The organism is Oligoflexus sp. (genome assembly GCF_035712445.1).
GTDB lineage: Bacteria > Bdellovibrionota_B > Oligoflexia > Oligoflexales > Oligoflexaceae > Oligoflexus.
The window spans coordinates 1-20,219 of the sequence record NZ_DASTAT010000105.1 but is presented as its reverse complement, the minus strand read 5'-3'; the positions used below and the strand labels follow the sequence as shown (position 1 = coordinate 20,219).

The 20,219-nt window shown below is 55.2% G+C and carries 21 protein-coding genes; 13 read left to right on the top strand and 8 right to left on the bottom strand.

The window, feature by feature from the left end; translation table 11 throughout:
* Positions 1–626: 626 nt before the first annotated feature.
* On the bottom strand, positions 627–1,910 hold the full coding sequence (locus tag VFO10_RS23240) for a TIGR04552 family protein (RefSeq protein WP_325144383.1): 1,284 nt from the start codon (positions 1,908–1,910) through the stop codon (positions 627–629).
* A 20-nt stretch (positions 1,911–1,930) separates the two neighbouring features.
* Here VFO10_RS23240 and VFO10_RS23235 point away from each other — a divergent pair, with 20 nt between their 5' ends.
* Positions 1,931–2,509, top strand: coding sequence for a TlpA family protein disulfide reductase (locus VFO10_RS23235; protein ID WP_325144382.1), 579 nt, complete (start codon positions 1,931–1,933; stop codon positions 2,507–2,509).
* A 77-nt stretch (positions 2,510–2,586) separates the two neighbouring features.
* Here VFO10_RS23235 and VFO10_RS23230 read toward each other — a convergent pair whose 3' ends face one another.
* Positions 2,587–2,904 (bottom strand): hypothetical protein, encoded by a 318-nt coding sequence (locus tag VFO10_RS23230; RefSeq protein WP_325144381.1) that lies wholly within the window; start codon positions 2,902–2,904, stop codon positions 2,587–2,589.
* A 187-nt stretch (positions 2,905–3,091) separates the two neighbouring features.
* Here VFO10_RS23230 and VFO10_RS23225 point away from each other — a divergent pair, with 187 nt between their 5' ends.
* The 9 genes from VFO10_RS23225 to VFO10_RS23185 are packed head-to-tail and all read left to right on the top strand — an operon-like array spanning position 3,092 to position 9,457.
* A complete protein-coding gene (locus VFO10_RS23225) occupies positions 3,092–4,081 on the top strand; it encodes a hypothetical protein (protein WP_325144380.1) in 990 nt (329 codons plus the stop codon).
* Positions 4,078–4,995, top strand: a complete 918-nt coding sequence (locus VFO10_RS23220; protein ID WP_325144379.1) for a hypothetical protein — start codon at positions 4,078–4,080, stop codon at positions 4,993–4,995. Before VFO10_RS23225 ends, VFO10_RS23220 begins: the two co-directional genes overlap by 4 nt.
* A gap of 5 nt (positions 4,996–5,000) precedes the next feature.
* On the top strand, positions 5,001–6,176 hold the full coding sequence (locus VFO10_RS23215) for a hypothetical protein (RefSeq protein WP_325144378.1): 1,176 nt from the start codon (positions 5,001–5,003) through the stop codon (positions 6,174–6,176).
* Between the two features lie 2 nt (positions 6,177–6,178).
* Positions 6,179–6,814, top strand: coding sequence for a heme ABC exporter ATP-binding protein CcmA (gene ccmA / locus VFO10_RS23210; RefSeq protein WP_325144377.1), 636 nt, complete (start codon positions 6,179–6,181; stop codon positions 6,812–6,814).
* On the top strand, positions 6,811–7,506 hold the full coding sequence (locus VFO10_RS23205; RefSeq protein ID WP_325144376.1) for a heme exporter protein CcmB: 696 nt from the start codon (positions 6,811–6,813) through the stop codon (positions 7,504–7,506). The genes ccmA and VFO10_RS23205 overlap by 4 nt, the downstream gene beginning before the upstream one ends.
* Positions 7,507–7,528: 22 nt before the next feature.
* On the top strand, positions 7,529–8,233 hold the full coding sequence (gene ccsA, locus VFO10_RS23200; protein WP_325144375.1) for a cytochrome c biogenesis protein CcsA: 705 nt from the start codon (positions 7,529–7,531) through the stop codon (positions 8,231–8,233).
* Between the two features lie 2 nt (positions 8,234–8,235).
* Complete coding sequence (locus VFO10_RS23195; protein ID WP_325144374.1) at positions 8,236–8,394, top strand: hypothetical protein; 159 nt, start codon at positions 8,236–8,238, stop codon at positions 8,392–8,394.
* A complete protein-coding gene (locus VFO10_RS23190) occupies positions 8,394–8,846 on the top strand; it encodes a cytochrome c maturation protein CcmE (RefSeq protein ID WP_325144373.1) in 453 nt (150 codons plus the stop codon). The genes VFO10_RS23195 and VFO10_RS23190 overlap by 1 nt, the downstream gene beginning before the upstream one ends.
* A 17-nt stretch (positions 8,847–8,863) precedes the next feature.
* The gene (locus VFO10_RS23185) at positions 8,864–9,457 is read left to right on the top strand and encodes a TlpA family protein disulfide reductase (RefSeq protein ID WP_325144372.1); all 594 of its coding nucleotides are present in this window, start codon (positions 8,864–8,866) and stop codon (positions 9,455–9,457) included.
* A gap of 94 nt (positions 9,458–9,551) precedes the next feature.
* Here VFO10_RS23185 and VFO10_RS23180 read toward each other — a convergent pair whose 3' ends face one another.
* Entirely contained in the window at positions 9,552–9,701 is a 150-nt protein-coding gene (locus VFO10_RS23180; RefSeq protein ID WP_325144371.1) for a hypothetical protein, read from the bottom strand.
* Positions 9,702–9,800: 99 nt separating this feature from the next.
* On the opposite strand from VFO10_RS23180, the gene VFO10_RS23175 reads away from it, so the two are divergent.
* Entirely contained in the window at positions 9,801–10,721 is a 921-nt protein-coding gene (locus tag VFO10_RS23175) for a TraB/GumN family protein (RefSeq protein WP_325144370.1), read from the top strand.
* A 14-nt stretch (positions 10,722–10,735) separates the two neighbouring features.
* Positions 10,736–12,622 carry an AAA domain-containing protein gene (locus tag VFO10_RS23170; RefSeq protein ID WP_325144369.1) on the top strand — a complete coding sequence of 629 codons (1,887 nt, stop codon included), beginning with the start codon at positions 10,736–10,738 and terminating at the stop codon, positions 12,620–12,622.
* Positions 12,623–12,641: 19 nt separating this feature from the next.
* Here VFO10_RS23170 and VFO10_RS23165 read toward each other — a convergent pair whose 3' ends face one another.
* A complete protein-coding gene (locus tag VFO10_RS23165) occupies positions 12,642–13,727 on the bottom strand; it encodes a hypothetical protein (protein WP_325144368.1) in 1,086 nt (361 codons plus the stop codon).
* A gap of 218 nt (positions 13,728–13,945) precedes the next feature.
* Between VFO10_RS23165 and VFO10_RS23160 the strand changes: the two genes are divergently transcribed.
* Complete coding sequence (locus VFO10_RS23160) at positions 13,946–14,278, top strand: PASTA domain-containing protein (protein WP_325144367.1); 333 nt, start codon at positions 13,946–13,948, stop codon at positions 14,276–14,278.
* Positions 14,279–14,290: 12 nt separating this feature from the next.
* On the opposite strand, the gene VFO10_RS23155 is transcribed toward VFO10_RS23160, so the two are convergent.
* From VFO10_RS23155 to VFO10_RS23140, 4 genes are all read right to left on the bottom strand, one after another.
* Positions 14,291–16,885, bottom strand: coding sequence for a trypsin-like serine protease (locus tag VFO10_RS23155; RefSeq protein ID WP_325144366.1), 2,595 nt, complete (start codon positions 16,883–16,885; stop codon positions 14,291–14,293).
* 14 nt (positions 16,886–16,899) lie between these two features.
* Complete coding sequence (locus tag VFO10_RS23150) at positions 16,900–17,556, bottom strand: hypothetical protein (RefSeq protein ID WP_325144365.1); 657 nt, start codon at positions 17,554–17,556, stop codon at positions 16,900–16,902.
* 181 nt (positions 17,557–17,737) lie between these two features.
* Positions 17,738–19,918, bottom strand: a complete 2,181-nt coding sequence (locus VFO10_RS23145; protein ID WP_325144364.1) for an alpha-glucosidase — start codon at positions 19,916–19,918, stop codon at positions 17,738–17,740.
* A 102-nt stretch (positions 19,919–20,020) separates the two neighbouring features.
* The coding region (locus VFO10_RS23140) for a helix-turn-helix transcriptional regulator (RefSeq protein ID WP_325144363.1) at positions 20,021–20,219 on the bottom strand (199 nt) is incomplete at its 5' end.

Here is a 20,219-nt window from a genome sequence, read left to right as displayed (position 1 = left end):
ATCCACAGACGAGGTCCCACTGTATTCACGTTGTGCGAATTGGGGTTTTCTACCTAGCTGTGAAGCCTTATAGATTTAATGATAGCTTTGCGCGACACCGCTGAGTCAAATACTCAGCATAACTGACAATACCTGTAGTGCCCGTACTGCTTTCAGCAGAGACAACTTAGGCTGTCGAAGATGCTTACAACTTTGAATCTCAATTGTCTTTCTTAACAAATTGATAAAGTGTGACCGATCCCGTTCATACGAACGAAAGGGCAGACACAAGAATTTTTGCGTGATTCGCTTCATAGATGGTGAAGGTTTCGATCTTGAGTGTAGAGATCAGTATGGCCTGCGAAAGCAAAGATGACAGAATTGTCCGGCAACTGTCAGATGCTGTGACAGAGCACCTGCATCAGCTTCAAAATATCTCGAAGAACGTAATGGCAAAAGAACTTGATGTTGAAAGGCGGACTGAGTCTGTAATTCGCATTTGCTTGGGCTATTCGGTATGACAACCGCTCAATCCCTGACCGCGGTCACCCCAGACCTTATCGAACGGCTATAGGCCTTTTCTTTTCCGCATAACACTGCCGCTGGAGACTCCCACAAAGTCCCAGCAAGCGGCGTGATGCGCGGTATCAGCTCGCACTTTCCGCAAGGCTCAGGACTCGATTCAACACACGGCGACGCGCGGCCTTGACCTGCGACTGCTTATAGCGATCGTGGCTCGCCTCGCCCATCGCGTTCTGCGCGGCGGACGCTTCGTCCATCACCTGCAGTTCGAAAGGGAAGAAACCTTCCAGCTGCTCGTCCTGGGGCTCCGTGGCGGCCAGCTGCAGAATCTCGGTACAGATCTGATGGACCTGCTCGCTGATGTCTTTCTCGCCCAGATAACTCCGCAGCTTTTCCTGCCAGCGCAGGGCTGGATTGGGATAACGGATGAGCTGCCGGCAGGTCAGCTGCACGGCCCGATAGCCTTTCGCGGTATGGGGATTGGCGGCGCTGTTGACGGCCGCCAGGGGTTTGGTGAGACCCTGAAGGATGTTGGTGAATTCCTGCGGCTTGATCCGCCCGTCCTCCAGCATTTCCCGCAGCATATCCACATTGTGCTTGAAACTTTCGACATCGATCAAAGAGTTCCGCGCCCGCGAGGGATTGCAGTTGGGAAAGGTGACGATATGAAAGTCGCGCAAAAATTTCACCACGACCATGACATCGGCCAGCTTTTTCGTGATGATGCGAATGCCGAGCAGATCGTATATCGTTTCTGCGACATTGGCTTTTTTGTGCAGAAGCTTGAGAATGATCGACTCCCGCGACTTCCGCAGCTTCCATTCGATGCGATCCAGCACCACACTCGTCTGGCGGTCGCCGAACCGCAGCTTGCCGTCCTGATCGCGGAACACGAACTTCAGGAAGCGATTCATCACCTGCGTGCGCGCGGCTTCAATATCCGCATATTTGGTGACACCATCTATATGAGCGATCGTATGCATGACCCTGAGGACGGCGCAGGCCCAGGCCTGGGTTGTCGCGACCTCGGGACGTAAATCCGAGGCGGCGAGGATGATGTCCCGAGCGTCGTGTGTATAAAGGAGCTGAGACGGCGGCTGCTTGCCCCGGCTCCATTCGAAAGGCATCAGATACTGTTCGATAAAATTCCAGGCTTCGCAGATCACCATATGAATTTTCTGCGCATCGGCAGGCACATCCGGATCGTAGCCATAGTAACGTAAAAATTCCGTGGCATCCTGCCAGCTTCGGACTTTGAGTTCCTGAAGGTCGATCGAGGATTTGCCGCCAATCAGGACATCCATTATGCCCCAGTTGAACGACCAAACCTGGAGGAGATCGTCAGTATTGATTTCCAAGCGCAGCCACCGTTTCTTCGCATTCGTGCTATAATTAAGGCCAGAGACCATACCCTGGAGGGCTTCCCGCCGTGATAGCACGAGTTTTCTTTATCATGACGCTTCTTCTGCCAGGCGTCAACGTAAAGGCAGAAGACGCCAAGGAAGCCGCCCACGACGCCGGCCATGCGGGCGAAGCGAAAGATAGCAAGAATGGTGCCCCGACCCGAGCGGATCATTATGTCCATCGCTGGGTCGCCTTTCCCTCTTTCAAAGCGACGAGTCTGGATCGACGCGAAAACAAGAGCGTCGCACCTCGGGATGGACGCGTGACGGTCATCGTATTCCTGGCTTCATGGTGTGTTCCCTGTCAGCAGCAGATCAAGGAATTCAAGCGCATCGAGGAAAAATATCAGAACCGCTTCACGGATTTCGTTTATGTCTTCGCGCATGATACGGAAAGCGATGCCCGCGGTTTTTCCAACGTGTATAAGATCGGCGGCAACGCGATGATGGCCTCGGCCAATGTCCTGGAAGCCTTTCACCAGCCTGAGCTGCCGACGTATTATGTCGCGGATCGCTATAAATGGATGGTGCTCAGAAAGAGCAATACGCAGAAAGCGGATCTGGATGGGCTGGATAATTTTTTGAGTCTGCATACCGCTCTCTGACGAGATAACGGCATCCTTTAAGCGGCATCCTCTAAGCGGCATGCTTTAGAGCGGGAGAGAAGGCCTCTCCCCTGGACTCACTGCCCCTTGCCTGTTTCCAGGTTGGACGTGGACTTGATCATCTCGGGATGCCAGCGCAGCCGCAGGTTGATCAGATCGTATTCGTGCTCCTGCTTGGCGCCACCGATGGCGATACCGGCAGGAATTCGGCGCTCACCATCAATCGCGGCGGCATCGAAGTCGATATCAGTTTTATTGGCCTTGGTCCGGGCTTCCTGGGTCAGGATCTTGCGGCGACCGCCCGATTCTTTGCCCGCTGGAGCCTTGTTTTGAGCCCAAAGACTGCCTGAGATCAAAAATCCCAGCGCGATCAGGGTGCAACTTTGCAATTTCATATCAGCACCTCCAATTACCAACCTTGCCCTATCGGTCATTTTTGGAAAAAACTTGAGCCTTTTTTAAGAGCCCCTCCCCTCCATTGTATAAAACTTTTGAAAAGCACCAGGGGCTCGAAATTGCCTGGCGCACGCACATTATAATAGCAGTAGCGCCTGATCCCCGTTTGCGAAAGGGAGGTTTTCCATGCCGATGCGCGCCTGGATTCTTGTCCTATTTTTCCATTGTTATCAATCTGTTATGGCATCACCCGCCGGACCGCTGATGCCGGCCGTCGAACCCGTGATGCGGACCGAGGGAGGCATGAACCATCTGAGCCTCAGTCCCAATAAAAAACTTTTGGCCTTCACCAATGATCAGGGTCAATCCCTGCGAATCATGGACCTTGCCACCCAGGATGTGCTGGAAGTCACGCCCCATCGCGTCGGTCCCGGATTTTTCTGGAGCCCCGATGGGGTCCGACTTTTTTTCCGTGAACTCATCCGCGATAAAAACGGAGTCGTCAGCGAACTCTCCGCCTTCGATACCGTTCTGAATCAAAAATCCGTCCTGGATACGCTCCAGGGCTCGACCGGCTTTCCCGTTCTGAACCCATACGACAACACCATCTTCATGATGCATGAAAAAGGGATACTGCAGAAACGCCTGGAATTTCCGGGCGAACGCCCCGCGAAATGGCAAAAGGAAAAGCGCAGCGTGATCGGCAACTGGGTCGTCAGTCAGCAGGCCGTCCTGTGGCTGGGCGAGCTGGGACTCGAATTGAAAAAGCTGGCCGATGATGGATCGGGCATCAGCTCCTTCACGCTCTCTCCGGATGGCCGCCGCATGGCCTGGGCGACCAAGGCCGGCCGCGTCTATGCCGCCCGCGATGGCACCGACGCCGTTTTCATCGGCGATGGCCGGGATCCCGCCTGGCATCCCTTCCGCACGATCCTGGTCTATGCCGCTTCGCGTAAAGTCGGAGCCAATGTCTATGATTATGACCTCAGGCTGCATAATCTTGCAGGCGCCAGCCGCAGCCTGACCAAGACCCAGGACCTCAAGGAGCGCTGGCCCATCTGGTTGGATGCGACCACCCTTCTCTATACGGTTGGGAATACCACCGATCTTTTCCGCCTTAATTTCCCGGAAGTGCCGAGCGTAGCCCGCGCTTCGAAGGCGGCCGATAAGCTATGAACTGGGTCCTGGCTTTGACGGCCAGCCAACTCATATTTCCCTCGAATGCCACGCTGGAGCAGCGCCAGGCCGTGCTGAAAAAATTCTTTTCACCAAGGCCCGACGAAATGCTGACCGTGACCAACAGGGCCATGGCCGTCGAGCGGCGCGATCCGCTTTTGGTGAAGGGGGAGCTTTGGATCAATCCACCGCCTGGCACCTGCCTCATCGTTCGCCGGGATGTCGAGCAGAAGGACCGCACCTACTGCAAAAAAACGCCGATCACCTGGGACATTTTCGATCTCGACTCTTCGGGACGCCTTCACTTCAATATCCTTGTGGAAAATGATCCGGAAATCACCTGGGTCACCTGGCCCACACCCTATCGCGTCGCCAATTACGTGCCCCTCGGCGCCATGGAAAGCGGGGAGAATTTCAATATCCCTATTCATAAATGCGAGGCCGTCGATGATGGGGTGATGCGTAAAATCATTTTGCACACGATGGACAACCGGCGCTGGTATATATTCCTGCCGGAATACGATACGCCCATGAAGGTCTCAGAGCCCTTGCCCAATCTTCACGTGCAGTCGGATGTGAAGAAGGAAGAAAAGCCGGCAGAAAACGCGGGCGAAAAAAAACCGGCGAAATCCGTATTAGGCCAGCTTTTGTCGGGCGAGTATAAGAAGGCGCAAAAGCAGGATTTTATTTTTCGCGTCAACCGCCGCAACGCTTACGAGATGTCATCGTCTGGTTTCAGTGAAACATCTTCTCCACAAGGAATGCGGGGAAAATGCCGATACAGTTTCTCCGGAGCGCCTGGGGACCCACAAAGCGGTGTCATCGAATGTTACGACACGGATACATTCGATACGATCTATACTCATGTGACCTGTTTTTCTGAGTTTAAACCAAAACTTAAGCCGAAGAAGTAAGGAACATGAAACAAAGCCGAAACGCCATCCAGCTGAACCCTCTGGCCCTTTTCTGGGGTCTGAGCGCCCTTTCGCTGAGCGCCACGGCCCAGGCGCAGAGCTTCAGCCCCGGTACGGTCTATGACAATGCCCCCTGGATATCCGCGCGAGCCGCGGGCATGTCCGAGGCCGTGGATCCTATTGCCAACGGCATGGAGGCCCCTTATTACAACCCTGCGGCCATCGGCGGCCTTCAGTATAAGCAGGACCGCCCCGCCGTGTCCCAGCTCTATTTCCCTTACCTCGGCCTCGCCCTGAACCGCTCGTCGCAGTCTTTGAATCGGGCGCTGCAGAACGGTGGCGATCTGAATGATAGTTCGGTCGCCAATGAGCTCCTGCAGGCCTATGACGGCGAACACCCCTATGCGCGCGTGTCGCTGCTTCCGGCCCTGACCATGTACCGCATCTTCTTTGCCATGACCTATGATGTGCGGGCCATGTCCACACCGAACAGCACCGATAATGATCTTTTGGACGTGAACTATCGCGAGCAGTCGGGTCCTATGCTCGGCACCAGCTTCGCGAGCTCCAAACGCAATTTTTATGTGGGCATCAGCGCGCAGTATCTGAGCCGTAAAGTCATCGAGGGTTCCTTCCCCCTGGCCACCGTGAATGATGTGGATCTGCGCAGGAAGGCCTTCCGCGACAGCTCAGAAAAATATACGGGCGTTCCCGTTCATGTGGGCGCTCTTTGGAATGGGGCCTATTCCTGGCGTCCGAGCGTGAGTCTCGTCGCGCGAAATGCCGGCGGCACCGCGCTGACCAGCAGCGATCCCGAAACTAAGACCCAGCGCATCAAGGAGGATCTGACCTTCGGCCTTGGGCTGTCGCCCAACCTGGGCAAATGGGGTATGCTGAATGTCGTGCTGGAAGCCAACCAGCTGACCCAGAAATCCATTCCCAGCAAAGACAAGCTGCGCTTCGGTACGGAGATGACCATAGGCAATGCCTTTGGTGCGGAATCCGGATTCGCCGTGCGGGCCGGCTATAGCATGGCAGGAATCTCCTACGGTCTGGGTGTGAACGCGGGCATGTTTGGCTTACAGGCGGCCAGCTTCGCAGAAGACATTGGAGCCGACGCCAGTCGCGTGATAGAACGAAGGACTGTCATCAACCTTGGCATTAACATCGCGGATTATTGAACGTGCTTAAGATTCAGAATCTGGAATTTCGTTATCAGTTTCGACGCATTCTGCAGGGCGTTTCCTTCGCCGCAGAGGCGGGCGAAATCGTGCATATCGTCGGTCCCAATGGTGCGGGCAAAACCACCCTCATGACCATTCTCGCCGGCCTTCGGCAGGAACATGCGGGCAGCATCGAATACCATAGCGCACCGGGCCGGCTTGCTGATGACAGGCGGGATTACATCGAGTACCTGCCCGCCGAGGCCAATGCGCTTTACGGTAAAATGGACGCGATGACCAATCTCCGTTTCTGGCAAAGCCTGCGCGGGCACAAGTGCACTGATGAGGCCCTGGTCGCGGAGCTTGCGCAATGGGACCTGGATCATCCTTTGATTCGGCAGAATTTCCCAGTCGAGCGCTTTTCCACCGGGATGAAGCGGCGCCTGGCTTTGGCCCGGGTGAAGCTGTCCAAAACGCCCTGCTGGCTTTTGGATGAACCGCTTTACGGGCTTGATACCAAGGGCATTCAGACCTTTCAGGCGATGCTCGAAAAACATTTGAAGCAAGGCGGCCAGGCCTGGATCGTAAGTCATGACACGGCGCCCCTGTCGATCTTCTCGCTGCGGACTCTGGATCTGGGAGGAAAAAAATCATGAAACGCCAGCTGCTGCAATTTCGAGCACTCCTTGCCCAGAGCATCCACGCCGAGTGGGCGAGCGCGGAGCGTTGGCTGTCGCCCCTCCTTTTCGCCCTGACCATGCTGCTGCTTTTTTCCTTTGCCTTTGGCCGCGTGGAGCCGGCCTTTGTACCTCAGCTGTTTGTCGCAGCCACTTTTCTCACCGCATTTTTTGCTCTGCAGATCGCCTTTTCGCGCGTGCTCGAACCGGATATGCAGGATCGCGTCTTCGATCAGCTGCGGAGTTATCCCATCGCGCCCACCGCATGGTTTCTGAGCAAGTACCTTCTGGTTCTCATGATCGGTCTTATGATCCTGGGCCCCACCCTCGTGCTCGCGGATCTTTTCATCAATGAGAGCACGATAAGTTTTTTAAGTTTTCCGCTGTTTGCCATCGCCGCCTGTTCGCTCATAGCTTTGGGCGCCTTGGGCGTACTTTTATCGACGATGATGCTCCGTTCCAACGCGCGGCAGATCCTTTATCCGCTGCTTTATTTTCCGCTGACGACTCCTGTCCTGCTGGCCGCGGTGGAATCGAGCAAGGCTCTTCTCATTGAGCAGCATAGCCTCAGCCATTTGATGAGCTCGTGGCTGGGACTGCTTGTAATTTCTGGTATAATGTATTTTACTCTCAGCTTGCTGCTTTTCGGGGAACTGGTGAAACCAGAGTAAGTTATTTTTCGAGGAATGCATCATGTCAAACGCTGTTCAACAGGATCGACGCTCCTTGCTTTTTGGCGCGGGTGCCGCTGTGCTTGTGCTTGCGGCCTGGTTTTGGGCTCTGCGCATCGCCCCTTCGGAGCAGCATCAGGGTGAAGTCTATCGCATCGTCTATCTGCACGTGCCTGCGGCCTTCACCGCATTTCTCTCGGCCGGTCTTCTGATGATTTTCAGTCTGATGACCTTGATCAAGCGCAGTGCGAACGCAGCGCTTTGGGCCAAAGCCACGGCGGAAATCGGTTTGCTTTATACCGTCATCACCCTCGCGACCGGATCCATCTGGGGCCGTCCGACCTGGGGCGTTTGGTGGGAATGGGATGCGCGACTCACGACGACCCTTATCCTCGCGCTTCTTTATGCCGGCTATCTGATTTTCCATAGCAGCATGAATCCCGGCCCGCAGCGCGATCGCATCGCGGCGGCATTGGGTGTGATCATTGCCCTTGATGTTCCCATCATCTATCAAAGCGTGAACTGGTGGCGAACCCTGCATCAGCCCCAGAGCATCGTGCGCGCGGGTGGTTCGACGATGGCTCCTGAAATGCTGTCGGTCCTTTTCTTCGGCTTCCTCGCGAGCCTTGTGATGGCCAGCTGGCTGCTTTATCTGCGCTTTGGCAATCTGCGTCTTCAGCAGTTGCTCGAACAGTATACTTACGATGCTCAGGCCAAGGGAGAATAGATATGTTTACAGGAACAACGGATCCCACCCCTTACATCGCCGGCGCCTATGGCGTCGCCTTCGTGTGCCTGAGCGTTTATGGATTTGTCCAGGTTCGGCTGCGTCAGCGCTTAAGACAACTGGAACAAGCTGCGCAGTATCAGAATAAAAGGAGAGTGTGATGAAAAAAGGTTTGCCCATGAAGTGGATCGTTGGCGGCGTTGTGATTCTGGTGGCGGGATTGGCTGTCAGTAACCTGCAGTTTGGCGACAATGTGGTTTATTTCTATACGCCGCAGGAAGCGTTTGCCAAAGCTGCCGACATCGACAGCAAGACCATCAAGGTCGGGGGCATGGTCAAGGCTGGAACCGTAGTCTGGAAGCCCGAGGACCTCGCTTTGAACTTCGTGATGACCGACATGCAGGGCACCGACATCGAAGTATCTCACAAGGGAACGCCCCCCGATATGTTCAAGGAGAACTCCGGGGTGGTGGTGGAAGGCCGCATCGAAGCCGATGGTAAAAAAATGGTTTCCCAAAGGCTCATGGTGAAGCATTCTGAAGAATACAAAAAGCCTGATGCGCAGCATTCGGTGGATAAAGAGCTGCTTGAGAAATCTATCTTCAAGAATTGAGGCTGAAGGAGTCGTCTGTGGCTGAACAACGCGTTGTCGTTCCTGGTCCCAACCGTAAGCATCTGATTGCTGTCCTGGTCTTCATGGTCGTCGCAGCCGGCATCATCGGCTTTTTCTATCGCGGGCTTTCGCATCCGGCTGACAAGAACATCCCGTCGGCGTTTTTGGGCAAGCAGGCCATGCCCTTTGAGGTTACATGGCTGCAGGGGCAGGAATACCTGGGTCATACGCCCGATGCCAAGGGCTTCAGCCTGGCTGATTTCAAGGGCCGTCCCTTGATTTTAAACTTCTGGGCCAGCTGGTGCTACAGCTGTCGCGAGGAAGCACGGGACTTTGAAGCGTTCTGGCAGCGCTACAAGGATAAGGGCATCATCGTCGCCGGCATCGCGATTCAGGATACGCCCGAGGCCGCGCGGCAGTTCGCCAAAACCTATGGCAAGACCTATATGCTGGGACTCGATACGGAAGACGGCAAGGCGGCTATTGATTACGGGGTTACGGGCGTGCCTGAAACCTTTATCATCGACCGCAACGGAGTGGTGATTCATAAGGAAGCCGGTCCCATGACCGCCGAGAAGCTGGCGACCTTTGCGGATCAGCTGCTGAAGTAGGTAACGCCCCATACGCGTCATGCCGCTGAAAGCGCAGAAAAAAAGGGCACTCCAAGGTGCCCTTTTTCATTTTTCAAAGCATAATGAATCAGAATCAGTCGAGCCAGCCCACTTTATCCGAGATAAAACCTACTGTATAAGCCACGATAAGGAAGGGCGATACGAGGCCCATAAAGATAAAGATCGGGGCGATCTCCAGAAATTCTTTAAAAGATTCTATATGGAAGTCTTCTGCGGTAAACATCGTTAGCTGGCTCCTTGGATTAGCCTTTTGGGCAGACAGATTCAAAATCAAGGCCTTGAGTATAGGGCGAAGCGTGTGAACTTGAAAGGAAAGAATTCGATGTATCAAGCTGGCCGATGGCGTTCCCTCCTCTCCGTCCTGTTCCTCAGCACCTGGGCCCTGCTCCACTGGTCATCCTGCGTAACTCCGACCCGTGAATCCGGGCGTCAGGGCCTGATCTGGGAAGCCACGCGCGGCACACAGCTCGTCACTCTGGTCGGCACCATGCATATCGGGGTCAGTCCGAATGAGATACCCAAGGGTCTGTGGACCCGTCTGGAAGCCGCGGACACCGTGGTGACGGAAGTTGATCTGACCGGGATGAATGGGACCATCATTCGCCGCTATCTCGTCCTCCCGGAAAAAACAGATCTGAAAACCCAGCTCGGTCCCCAGGACTGGGCGAAGTTCAAGGGCATCGTGCAGGAAGCGTTTCCGCAGATGATGGAGGCTCAGCTTCTGAGGATGACGCCGCTCGCCGCTTGCAGCAACCTGATGCTGGCCGAGGCGCAGCTGGCGCAGAAAGCCAGTGAAGATCCCGCGGAAAGGGGCCGCAATGTGCGGGGCGAGGTTTCGATGGATCAGTACATCGTGGAAAAGGCGCGTGAGCAGAAGAAGAACTTAAAGACCTTTGAATCGTTGGAAGAGCAGTTCAATTATCTCGATAAGGTCTTTACTCTGGAGCAGCTGCGCGAGATGCTGGCCGAGAGCGAAGAGAATCGGCAGTACTATACGCAGCTCGCCAAATCCTTCAAGGACGGAGATTCGGAAACGATCGACGGCATGGTCGCGATGATGCCGGACCATCTGCGGGAGGCGCTGCTCGATCAAAGGAATGACAACTGGGGGCGCAAAATGCCTGCTATTTTAAGCTCTGGGAACACCTTTATCGCCGTGGGCGCCGCGCATCTGGGTGGCAAAAACGGGCTCTTGAATATACTCGAAGCCCAGGGATTCACGCTGCGGCCCTTGAAACTTTAGGATGAGGTCTCATCATGAAACGTGATGCCCAGGCTTTTTTCAAGGACCTCAAGGCCCTTTTGGATCTGGAAACAGCCGCGGAGAAAGAACGCTTTCTGAAGATACTCGATCTGCAGTCACCGCAGGAGCGCGAGGCCAACGGCACCTGCCTCACGGCCCTGGCCATCGAGGATGAATATCCGGGACTCGGCGGGCGTTTCATTGTCGTTCTGCGTCGGGCGTCCCGCGCTGCGCTGCCCTGGACGAAACTCGATGCCGGCGATCCCGTGATTCTTTCCGGCAAGCCCGAGGGTGAAGTCTGGACGGGGCGCGGCGTGGTTTCCGAAAGGCAGTCGCATGCGATTCATGTGGCCTTTGAAGATCCCATCCCTGATCTGGAAGACGCGGGACCTCTGCAGTTGGATCTTTCCTTTGATGAAAGCACGAGGCGCAAGGAGCGCCAGGCTCTGGAGTCCGCGCTGCAGGCCAAGGGCAATCGGCTTGCAGAGCTGCGGGATGTTTTTTTGGGAATCAAATCCCCGACGGATGAAAAATGGGACGATGAACTGCAGCTGAAAACCCGGCTGAATGAAACGCAGATTTTAGCGGTGAAAAAAGCCCTTTCTGCGCGGGATGTGGCTGTTGTCCATGGACCGCCAGGCACGGGAAAGACCACGACGCTGGTCGAGATCATCCGGCATTCCATTCCGCCGGAAGGAAAAATTCTCGTCACCGCTTCGAGCAACCTGGGTGTCGATAACCTGCTTGAAAAACTCATCAACACGGGAATTAAAGCCGTGCGCCTGGGTCATCCGGCGCGCGTGATGGAAAGCCTCAGGCCTCATACCCTGGATTACAAGGCGGAAAAGCACGACGATGCAAAACTCGCGCGGAAGATGATGAAAGAGGCTCAGGTTCTTTTTCAGCAGGCGCGGCGCTATACGCGGGCGGCTCCTGCGAAAGGATCGAAACAAGCCCTCTGGAGTGAAGCCAAGGCTCTGATGGCGGAAGCCCGCCGCCTGGAAAATCGCGCGGTGGAACGTGTGCTCGATGAAGCGGATGTGATCTGCGCCACGACCACGGGACTGGATCCTTTCGTTTTAGGATCGCGGCGTTTTTCGCTCGTCGTCCTGGATGAAGCCGGTCAATGCACCGAACCCAACGCCTGGATTCCCCTTCTGCGGGCGGATAAACTCGTCTGCGGTGGTGATCACTGCCAGCTGCCGCCTACCGTTCTGTCTTTGGATGCAGCCAAACAGGGGCTGAGTGTCAGTCTCATGGAACGTCTTGTTCATCAGCACGGCGATACGATCACCACGCGGCTTGATGTTCAATACCGCATGAATACCGCGATCATGAATTTTTCCTCGCAGGAATTCTACGATAGCGCTTTGATCGCGGCCGATGCGGTGAAGGATCGCACTCTTCCTGGCGAGGAGCCTTTATTCTGGATTGATACCGCCGGGGCTGGTTTTGAAGAGGAAGCTGAGCAGGAAAGCGGCAGCCGCTATAATCCGAAGGAAGCGTCCGTAATCCTATACCGCGTGGAACAGCTCCGCGCCCAGGGCATCACCCCGAATCAGTTGGCTGTCATCACACCCTACGCGGCTCAGGCCCGTTTTCTGCGCGCCCAGCTCGCCGATACCGGCATCGAAGTGGATACCATCGACGGTTTCCAAGGTCGGGAGAAAGATGCCGTTCTGATTTCTCTCGTGCGTTCCAATGAGGATCAGGAGGTCGGCTTTCTCAAGGAAACCCGCCGACTGAATGTGGCCCTCACGCGGGCCCGCATGCATATGACCGTGGTCGGAGATAGCGCCACCCTGAGTGTCCATCCCTTCCTGCAGAGGCTTTTGCAGTATTTTGAAACTGCGGGCCGTTATGAAAGTGTGTGGGCAGTGGCGCCGGATTTGATTTCGTGAGGGCGGAGCTTACCGCTCCTCATTGCCCATCCGCATCGGTCTGTAGATCCGCTTCGCCCGTGGATCTCCAGAAGTTGTGATCGACCACATAATTATAGTAGTCGACCACTTCCTCCACCGCTTCACCGTTCAGACGATAGAGCGTGGATGTAAAGCCTTCACTACCGGAGCTTTCGAAGACGATATAGACCTTCTGCCCCAATTCAAAGATGAAGTTGGGGCTCATGGGTCCCCCGTGATCGGTCATGTCGCGTTCCGGAATATCACCATCGGCCAAAGGAAACACGCATGTGGCTGGCCCTTTGCTCCCTTCTTCTACCTTGAATTCGCCTTTATAAGTTATGCCGATAGGCAGGAGCTTGTCACCATCCTTAATCCAACTTTTGATCTCACAGGTTTGATCACGCTGCGTGACCGCCTGCAGAAATCCGAAACGCTCGCCGGCATCAAGCGCTTCGCACCAGCGAATGGCGTCCTTTTCATGCCCGGCGCGGAAGCGGATCGCGGATTGATCAGCAGGGGTGCAGCTGCGTGTTGACAAAGGCACATCGCAGGAACTTCCCGCTTCGCTGGGATCGCAACCGGCTTTGCGCGTCGTGACCAGGGCTTTGAAGGTCGACACATCCTCTTTGCGAAAGCTCAGGCAAATTTTATCGTAACCCTTGTTGGCTCCAGGGACCTTGTAAAAATCATAGGATTCGCTTCCGGCATGGATCCAGCCATAGTCAAATGTCATGGGCTGAATAGCACCATCATTGCATAGGAGCTGCGAATAGAGAGGAGGCCTTTGCTCCTCGCTTCCATACTCGTATCCCACGCGCTCGCCGACATAATGAGAAAACCTGAAATGCGGACCATCCGGACCGTCGCCCGGCGCATCCTGACTGCGTCTGGATACCTCTTCTGCATCCGCCGCTTTCTTCGCGGTAGCTTCCGCCACGGCCTGGGCTTCGGCTTGAGCCTTGGCCTCGGCCTCGTCAGCTAAACGCCTGATTTCCGCGGCTTGGGCTCGCGCATGTTCCTTCTCCTTCTGCCAGTTCGTCCAGGCAGCGGTTCCGCCCAAGACCAGAATCAGGACCCCTAAAATCATTGCGATACGCTTCATTGACCATCCTCATGCAGGTGATTGGCATTCCCGCAGTTGAGAACGATTCAGGGGTGGATTTGCGGCATGAACCTGTTTGAAAATCGGGAACATCAAAAGGAAAGCCGCTCCCCCGGCGTCAGCGGTAAGAATCCGCTGAAATCGCTGATAGTGCTAAAATATTCGTAATTGATTATTTTTCGACAGAGATGAACCGATGCCCACCAAAGAAGGTGCTTATGAATGCTTTCGTCTTTTTCATCATGATAGCGGGGATAGTCACAACAGCCTCAGGCCGAAATCTGGATCGCACAACTCCCCCACCTCGTGGAGGCGAAGCGACCCTGCATGGAACCGTCGGCGGAGAAAGCCGTATCGTCCCTGCGATGGTCGGAAAAATCGCGGAAAGCGATGATCTCAAGCGATACCTCGAGGGATCCGGGTTCACCTATAAGGTGGTTGCCCGAAAAAAAGGTACAGGCAAACCCTCGGGCACCATCCTTTCGCAGGAACCTCGCGAGTCGTCTGAAGTTCATCGCGCGCTTGAGATTCGTCTCATCATCGCAGACTGAGCAGTCTGCGGATCACTCCAATTTCACCGAAAGACTCAGCCCCGGCAGGTTCACTTCAGCCGTCGGGTTGATCTGAATCGTCTGCCCAGGCTTCAGGCCCGGCACCGGCCCGGCCTTGGTCATGGGGGTGCTTCCATCCGAAAGACAGGAGCCCAGGAGCACGGGACAGCCATTTTTCACAGCTTCTTCAGGCGCATCAATCGAAAGTCCGACCGCCGGCTCAAGCGTCTGAAGGTCCGTTACATCGGTCTTCGCGATATTCAAATTCTTAAGTTTTGCCGCTTTGCCGCCCACGCCCTTCACATCTTTAAACCCAGGCATATTCGCAAGGGACAGCATGCGCAGCTCCGGCAAATCACCGAGCGTTTGCACGCTCGTCATGCGGTTGCTATCCAGAATCAAGCGTTTCAGCTTAGGATGCGTAAAGCCCTTCATATCGGCAATCGCGTTTTTACTCAGGTTGAGTTCCACCAACTCGGGCAGAACTTCAAGGGCCTTGGCATCGGTGATCACGTTCGATGAAAGATCGAGGATGTCCAGGTTGATAAGCTTCGCCAGTGGATTCACATCCACCACACCGAAGCTTTTGAGAGCCAGATTATTCAGACTGCGAATCGCGGCCACAGGGCTGATGTCCACGGGACCTGGGGTGCCGGTTCCAACAAGATCCAGCTTGCGCTTCAACCGAAGCTTGCTATTCAAATCCGCGCATTCCGCTGCGTTTTTCGGCGTAGGAATCGCAGCGGCCACGCTCAAGGCTTCGATGGCTGCCGTATAGGCCTTGCCGCCAGGTTGAAAGACGAAGTTAATACAGTATTCGTCCAGAGTCACAGGCGCCGTAATCAAATCATACTCACACTGCGGGGCCGCAGGCGTTCCACAAACTTTGCTGGTCGCAGGATTGCCGACCGCAAAAACGGAAGTCAGTTTTTTCAGATCCGCGACGCGCGCAAAATCCTTGATCTGATTGCCGCTCAGATCGAGAGTTTTGAGGTTCACAAGGCTGCTCACAAAGGCTGCGGATGTGAGCTTCGAACCTGTAATTTTCAAAGTGCTTAAAGACGCCGGCAATCCCACCAGAAGATCGGGGTTAGTGAGATCCGCGTTGCTGATGATCAAAGTTTCCAGAGCCGGAGCCTTGGGAATAAAGATCGGCTGGCCATTGCCCACCAGAGTCAGAGTCCTAAGCCCCAAAAGTTTCGAAGCATCCACGCCGCGCAAGGATTCCGTTCCCACTTGATCCAGTTCCAAAGACTGCAAGCGGGTGAGACTCGCAAGACTCTCCATTTTCGGCAGCGCGGGTTTTGCACTCGCATCCGCTACGTTCCCTGTGATCTTCAAAGTCGTCAACGCAGGAAGATTGGCCAAAGGAGAAAAATCCGTGATGGCCATGCCGTCGATTTCGAGTTTATTCAGACTGACAAAGGCCGCCAGAGGCTCAAGGCTGCTCAGCGGCTGCATCTTGCCTTCACGCTTTAAAACAAGCTCGGTGGTGGTCTGCGCGCGCTGCGCCGACTCCTGTGGCTTCAGATAAAAATCAAGCTCACTCAGCTTCGTTGCATCCTTGCGAGCCTGCTCGGTCTCCAAAAGTTTTTGCTGCAAAAGGGACACCGTTGCAAAAGAAGGATCCTGATGCTGAGCAAAAGCCAGCCACTCCACCCAGTTCTGCGTATTCACCGGCTTTTTGGTCTGAGCCGCATTTTCAATCGCAGGATTGCTGCTGCGCGGCAGGTTACCAGGACTTGGCGGCGCAAAACTCAAACCGGCGCTGCGTTCCATCCAGGCGAGGTAATCACCGGGGAAGGTAAAGGCGGCAAGTCCATTCTCACAGACGAGCGTATCGTTTTTCGCGGCGGTGAGTTCACTCAACCCGCGACGGAAGGAACCGCTGGCAATACCGGCAAGGAAATACTGGCCATTGACCTGCACGAAAGCTGGGCCACCGGCATCTCCAAAACATACAGAACCCTGATCCTGCTTGGCCCGGACCACAACCGTGCTCAGAAGGTGATTGGCATCCTGAAAGGAATCAATCGAACTCTTCGCTTCCAAAAGCACACCATTGCAGCGCGTGGCATCGAGGCACTTGCTGCTTTGCCGGCCATAACCGGCAATCAGAACTTCCGTTCCGGTCTGAAGCCCCATGGGACTGCGAAGGATTTCCGCCGCCACATAGCCGATGGCGGGATCAATCGGAGCCATGAGACGGACAAGGGAAAGGTTCAAGCTTGGATAATCACGACTGCCGCCGGCGGAATAATGCTGACTGCTTTTCACAGCCACAATCTGCGGGGCGACAAGGCGTGGATGATCGAGATAGATTCCCCATTTCACGCCGGCATCCGCAGCGGAATCGAGACACTGCGTGGCGGTGAGAATCGCATCAGTACCGACGATCACGCCTGTGCAGAAGATGCGATCTTTGGAACCATCCTCTTTTAAACTGACAAGCCCCACCGTGGTGGACCGCACGGGGCTTCCATCGGCCACGGATTGACCATTGACCACTTTCACATGAGAAGTGGAGCGCACGGGCTTGCATGCGGTTCCCAGAATGGAAAGACCTATCGTGATTGTTACGAACGGTCCTAAGAAATTTTTCTGCATGGCAGTCTCCCGGTTCAAGGCGTCGGTGTCGCTTCAAATTTCGCCACAAGGCCTTCGGTAAAACAGCCAGTGACGATCGGCATGCCGAGGTAGGTTCCTGTTTTACCAGGAAAGCCTTCGGCCATCAGCCCATCCGATTTGCTCAGATTCAGAGGCGTTTTATTCACATCCGGTTCCCAAAGAGCCATCTTGGTCGGCTGCTCGGGCATCGGTTTGTTTTCCACGGCATAAAGAAAGGCGGCGCCTTCCGCTTTGATGCCGCGGTTGTCGGTTCCCGGGCAGCTTGATTCCTTGGGTTTGAAACGAACCTGCTGCGTTCCCGGATACTGAGCAACGGTATAGCGGCGATATTCGCGTTCGAATTGTTTTTTCTCGGCGTTCAGACAGATCAGATTCAATTCAGCCAAGGCTGCCGTGGTAAAAGTATAAAAAGCCGTGCAGCGCTGATCCTGAAAAAGGGAACTCGCCCAGTTGCCGACCAGGTTCGCGGGGCTTCCCTCTTTCCAGTCTACGGCAGCGACCGGCGCTGCGGGTGTCGTCGGTTTTGGTAAATCACCGGGCTCCGTCCGCGCAGGCTGCGCGATCTGATCGGCTTCGATCTGGCTTCGCTTATGACAAGCGCCCAGCGTCAGCAGCACAAGGGTGAAGAGGAGACAGTTCGGGTTTGTCATCGGAGTCGTCCTCGTGTCGGTTGTGAGGGTCTACCCCTAGTGTAATGGTCTTGTCGAGGCGAATAAAGCAAGACTTATACCGGTGGGGAGGGCGGGATCCCCGGCAGAATCCTTTCGATTTTTGCCGGGGACCTTGCCTTGGGCGTAAGCAATGTCAAAGGATTGGACAGGAGACCGCGGCTTAAGGCAAAAGCCCGAGCGCCTTGAGTTCCTCGACCCAGCGAGCACCCGAAGCGGAATCTTTTTTATAAAAAGCCGGAATCCGGCCCAGGGGAGCCTCTATTTTTACCGTCAGCCCTCTGTCTGCCGTCCCGTAAGTTTTTCCACTCCACACATGCACCCAGCTGCCCGCAGGCAGATAAACGCTGCGATCGCGCGCGCCTTTCTCCACAATCGGAGCCACCAGAATATCCGAACCCAAAAGATACTCATCATCCACCGTCCAGCTCTTCGCATCCTCGGGATAATGCAGAAAAAGCGCACGAGCCAGCGGATAGCCACGGGTGGCGGCATCCTGGAAAAGCTCCTGCCTATAAAAGAACAGACTTTTGAAGAGCCTTGCATTGCGATCAAAGGCCTGCAGCGTCTCGGCATCGCTATAGAACTGAACGTTCTCTTCCGGCAAATTCCCTTCGTGCGTGCGGAAGGCCGCGGTGAAGGCGCTGAATTCCATCCAGCGCAGCAGGAGTTCCTTCTCGCGCTTCAGACCGATACCAAACTTGGAGAGCGTGGTGTAGCCGCCGATATCCGAATGATTGAGCGCATAGCCGGAGAGCCCGCCACCAATCAAACCCGTCACAGCCGATTTCAAACCATCATTCGCATCCCAGGTCACCATCTGATCGCCTTGCCAGAAGAGTCTCGCCGCGCCTGGGCTTTGCGTATAACCCGACCGGCAGAAATAAACGACATCATCGCGACCAGCTTCGACCAGGGCCTCTTCATTCAAACGCGCCCAATCCTCGACAAACTGATTGTGATAGGAAAGCGCCGGCAGTCCCGCGAAATTTTTGCTGTCGATAGGAAACGATTCACCGAAATCACACATCCAGCCGCTCAGGCCCGCGCCGAGCAGTTCGTCCTGAATAACATTCTTCAGCCAGCTACGCGCGCCGGGATGAGTGAGATCGACGATACCACTTTTGAAGGCGCTCAGCTTCAAATCATAGTCGTTCCCCTGCAGATCCTTCAGCAAAAAACCCTGCGTCTGCGCTTCGGCGTAAAGGTTCCGATCAAAATTGGGCTTGCCTTCCGCCGCAACATCCACAAGATGCGGATTGATATAGCCCAGGACCCTCACATTCTTCTGCGAAAGTTCTCCGCGCAAACTCTCCCAACCGGAATAGAGTTCGCGATCAAGCTCCCAGTTCCACCACAGTTGCGATCCAAAGGACGTGCGGCGTTTGCCTTCCCAATCCTGCAGCCAAAAGCCGGCGACCGGCGTCTTCTGCTCCTGCAGTTTCTGCCAGACCTCGCGCACCTTCGCGGTTCCGCCCTGCATGCCGACGATGGCTCCGGAATGAAACCAGTCCGGCAAAGGTTTTTGCCGTCCGCTGTAACGGGTGAAGGCTTCGAGCAGGGCCAAAGGTGTGGCGCCGCCCAGAATCTGCATGCGCATTTCACCCGAGAAAAGCCGCAGGGAAACGGCATTTTTATCCTTCAGATCAATTTCCGCGTACTCACGATTTTCGAGGAAGAGGCCACGCCCGCGGCTGCTGATAAATTGCGGAGCCGCCATGTAACTCGTCACCGTTGACCCCGCCGCGCCCGGCTCGGAGGCATTCACGAGCGCGGTGAAAGGCTGACGGCCGCGGGTGATGCCCTGCTCCTGGGTATAGATGGGAACGTTATGGCCTTTCAGATTCAAAAAAGTCGGCTGCAGTCCGAAGCCGTAAAAACCTTCCTCTGGCACGGATGCGAGCTTCATTTCCATGTGATTGGCGGCGGCCCAGGTGCTGCGGATCACAAGGATGAGACGCGCATCATCTTCCACGCTCCATCGCAGTTCGGCAAAAGTCCCCTGACATGCAGCGGCGCCCTGCAGGGGAAAACGCATGACCAGAGTCTGGCCCTCCATTTCCGTACTCGCCGCAGTCAGGCCCGTATCACAGAGCGTTTTCAATTTCGCCGAGAAATCATAGTGACCCTGATTGCTTTTGACTGTCGTCTCCGCCTGGGCCCAACGCAGCCAGGTGGCCGTGAGCTTCCGTTCCCAGATCACGCGCCCCGGGGCGGCGCTATGCGTCACTTCGAGGGCATCTCCGTTGGATTGAATCCGAAAGTTTCCAAGCTGCTGGGAAAGGCTGTAGCCGCTGGGGCTCTGCAGCAGGACGAACAGACCAAAGCCAAGGTGAACACGCATCCCTGTCTCCCCGTTTACATAAATGGACTAACTATTTGGGCTATTTAAATAGTTTAGTACATTTATTTGGCGGACGGGATGAGGGGCGCGATTTACATATTATTAATCATCGAGTCCGCTTCCTTCGGGAGCTTCCTGAGGCGAGAACTCCAGGATGTCCCCCGGCTGGCAATCGAGATAACGGCAGATGGCATCGAGAGTGGAAAAGCGGATGGCTTTCGCGCGCCCCGATTTTAAAACGGAAAGATTCTGCGGCGTGATACCGATCTGTTCGGCAAGGTCATTGAGCTTCACCTTCCTT

Excerpts from the sequence above, each read along its gene's own strand:
- VFO10_RS23240 (WP_325144383.1), bottom strand. The coding sequence starts at position 1,910 with ATGGTCTCTGGCCTTAATTATAGCACGAATGCGAAGAAACGGTGGCTG.
- VFO10_RS23230 (WP_325144381.1), bottom strand. The coding sequence starts at position 2,904 with ATGAAATTGCAAAGTTGCACCCTGATCGCGCTGGGATTTTTGATCTCA.
- VFO10_RS23225 (WP_325144380.1), top strand. The coding sequence starts at position 3,092 with ATGCCGATGCGCGCCTGGATTCTTGTCCTATTTTTCCATTGTTATCAA.
- VFO10_RS23220 (WP_325144379.1), top strand. The coding sequence starts at position 4,078 with ATGAACTGGGTCCTGGCTTTGACGGCCAGCCAACTCATATTTCCCTCG.
- VFO10_RS23215 (WP_325144378.1), top strand. The coding sequence starts at position 5,001 with ATGAAACAAAGCCGAAACGCCATCCAGCTGAACCCTCTGGCCCTTTTC.
- VFO10_RS23205 (WP_325144376.1), top strand. The coding sequence starts at position 6,811 with ATGAAACGCCAGCTGCTGCAATTTCGAGCACTCCTTGCCCAGAGCATC.
- ccsA (WP_325144375.1), top strand. The coding sequence starts at position 7,529 with ATGTCAAACGCTGTTCAACAGGATCGACGCTCCTTGCTTTTTGGCGCG.
- VFO10_RS23195 (WP_325144374.1), top strand. The coding sequence starts at position 8,236 with ATGTTTACAGGAACAACGGATCCCACCCCTTACATCGCCGGCGCCTAT.
- VFO10_RS23190 (WP_325144373.1), top strand. The coding sequence starts at position 8,394 with ATGAAAAAAGGTTTGCCCATGAAGTGGATCGTTGGCGGCGTTGTGATT.
- VFO10_RS23180 (WP_325144371.1), bottom strand. The coding sequence starts at position 9,701 with ATGTTTACCGCAGAAGACTTCCATATAGAATCTTTTAAAGAATTTCTG.
- VFO10_RS23175 (WP_325144370.1), top strand. The coding sequence starts at position 9,801 with ATGTATCAAGCTGGCCGATGGCGTTCCCTCCTCTCCGTCCTGTTCCTC.
- VFO10_RS23170 (WP_325144369.1), top strand. The coding sequence starts at position 10,736 with ATGAAACGTGATGCCCAGGCTTTTTTCAAGGACCTCAAGGCCCTTTTG.
- VFO10_RS23165 (WP_325144368.1), bottom strand. The coding sequence starts at position 13,727 with ATGAAGCGTATCGCAATGATTTTAGGGGTCCTGATTCTGGTCTTGGGC.
- VFO10_RS23160 (WP_325144367.1), top strand. The coding sequence starts at position 13,946 with ATGAATGCTTTCGTCTTTTTCATCATGATAGCGGGGATAGTCACAACA.
- VFO10_RS23155 (WP_325144366.1), bottom strand. The coding sequence starts at position 16,885 with ATGCAGAAAAATTTCTTAGGACCGTTCGTAACAATCACGATAGGTCTT.
- VFO10_RS23150 (WP_325144365.1), bottom strand. The coding sequence starts at position 17,556 with ATGACAAACCCGAACTGTCTCCTCTTCACCCTTGTGCTGCTGACGCTG.
- VFO10_RS23145 (WP_325144364.1), bottom strand. The coding sequence starts at position 19,918 with ATGCGTGTTCACCTTGGCTTTGGTCTGTTCGTCCTGCTGCAGAGCCCC.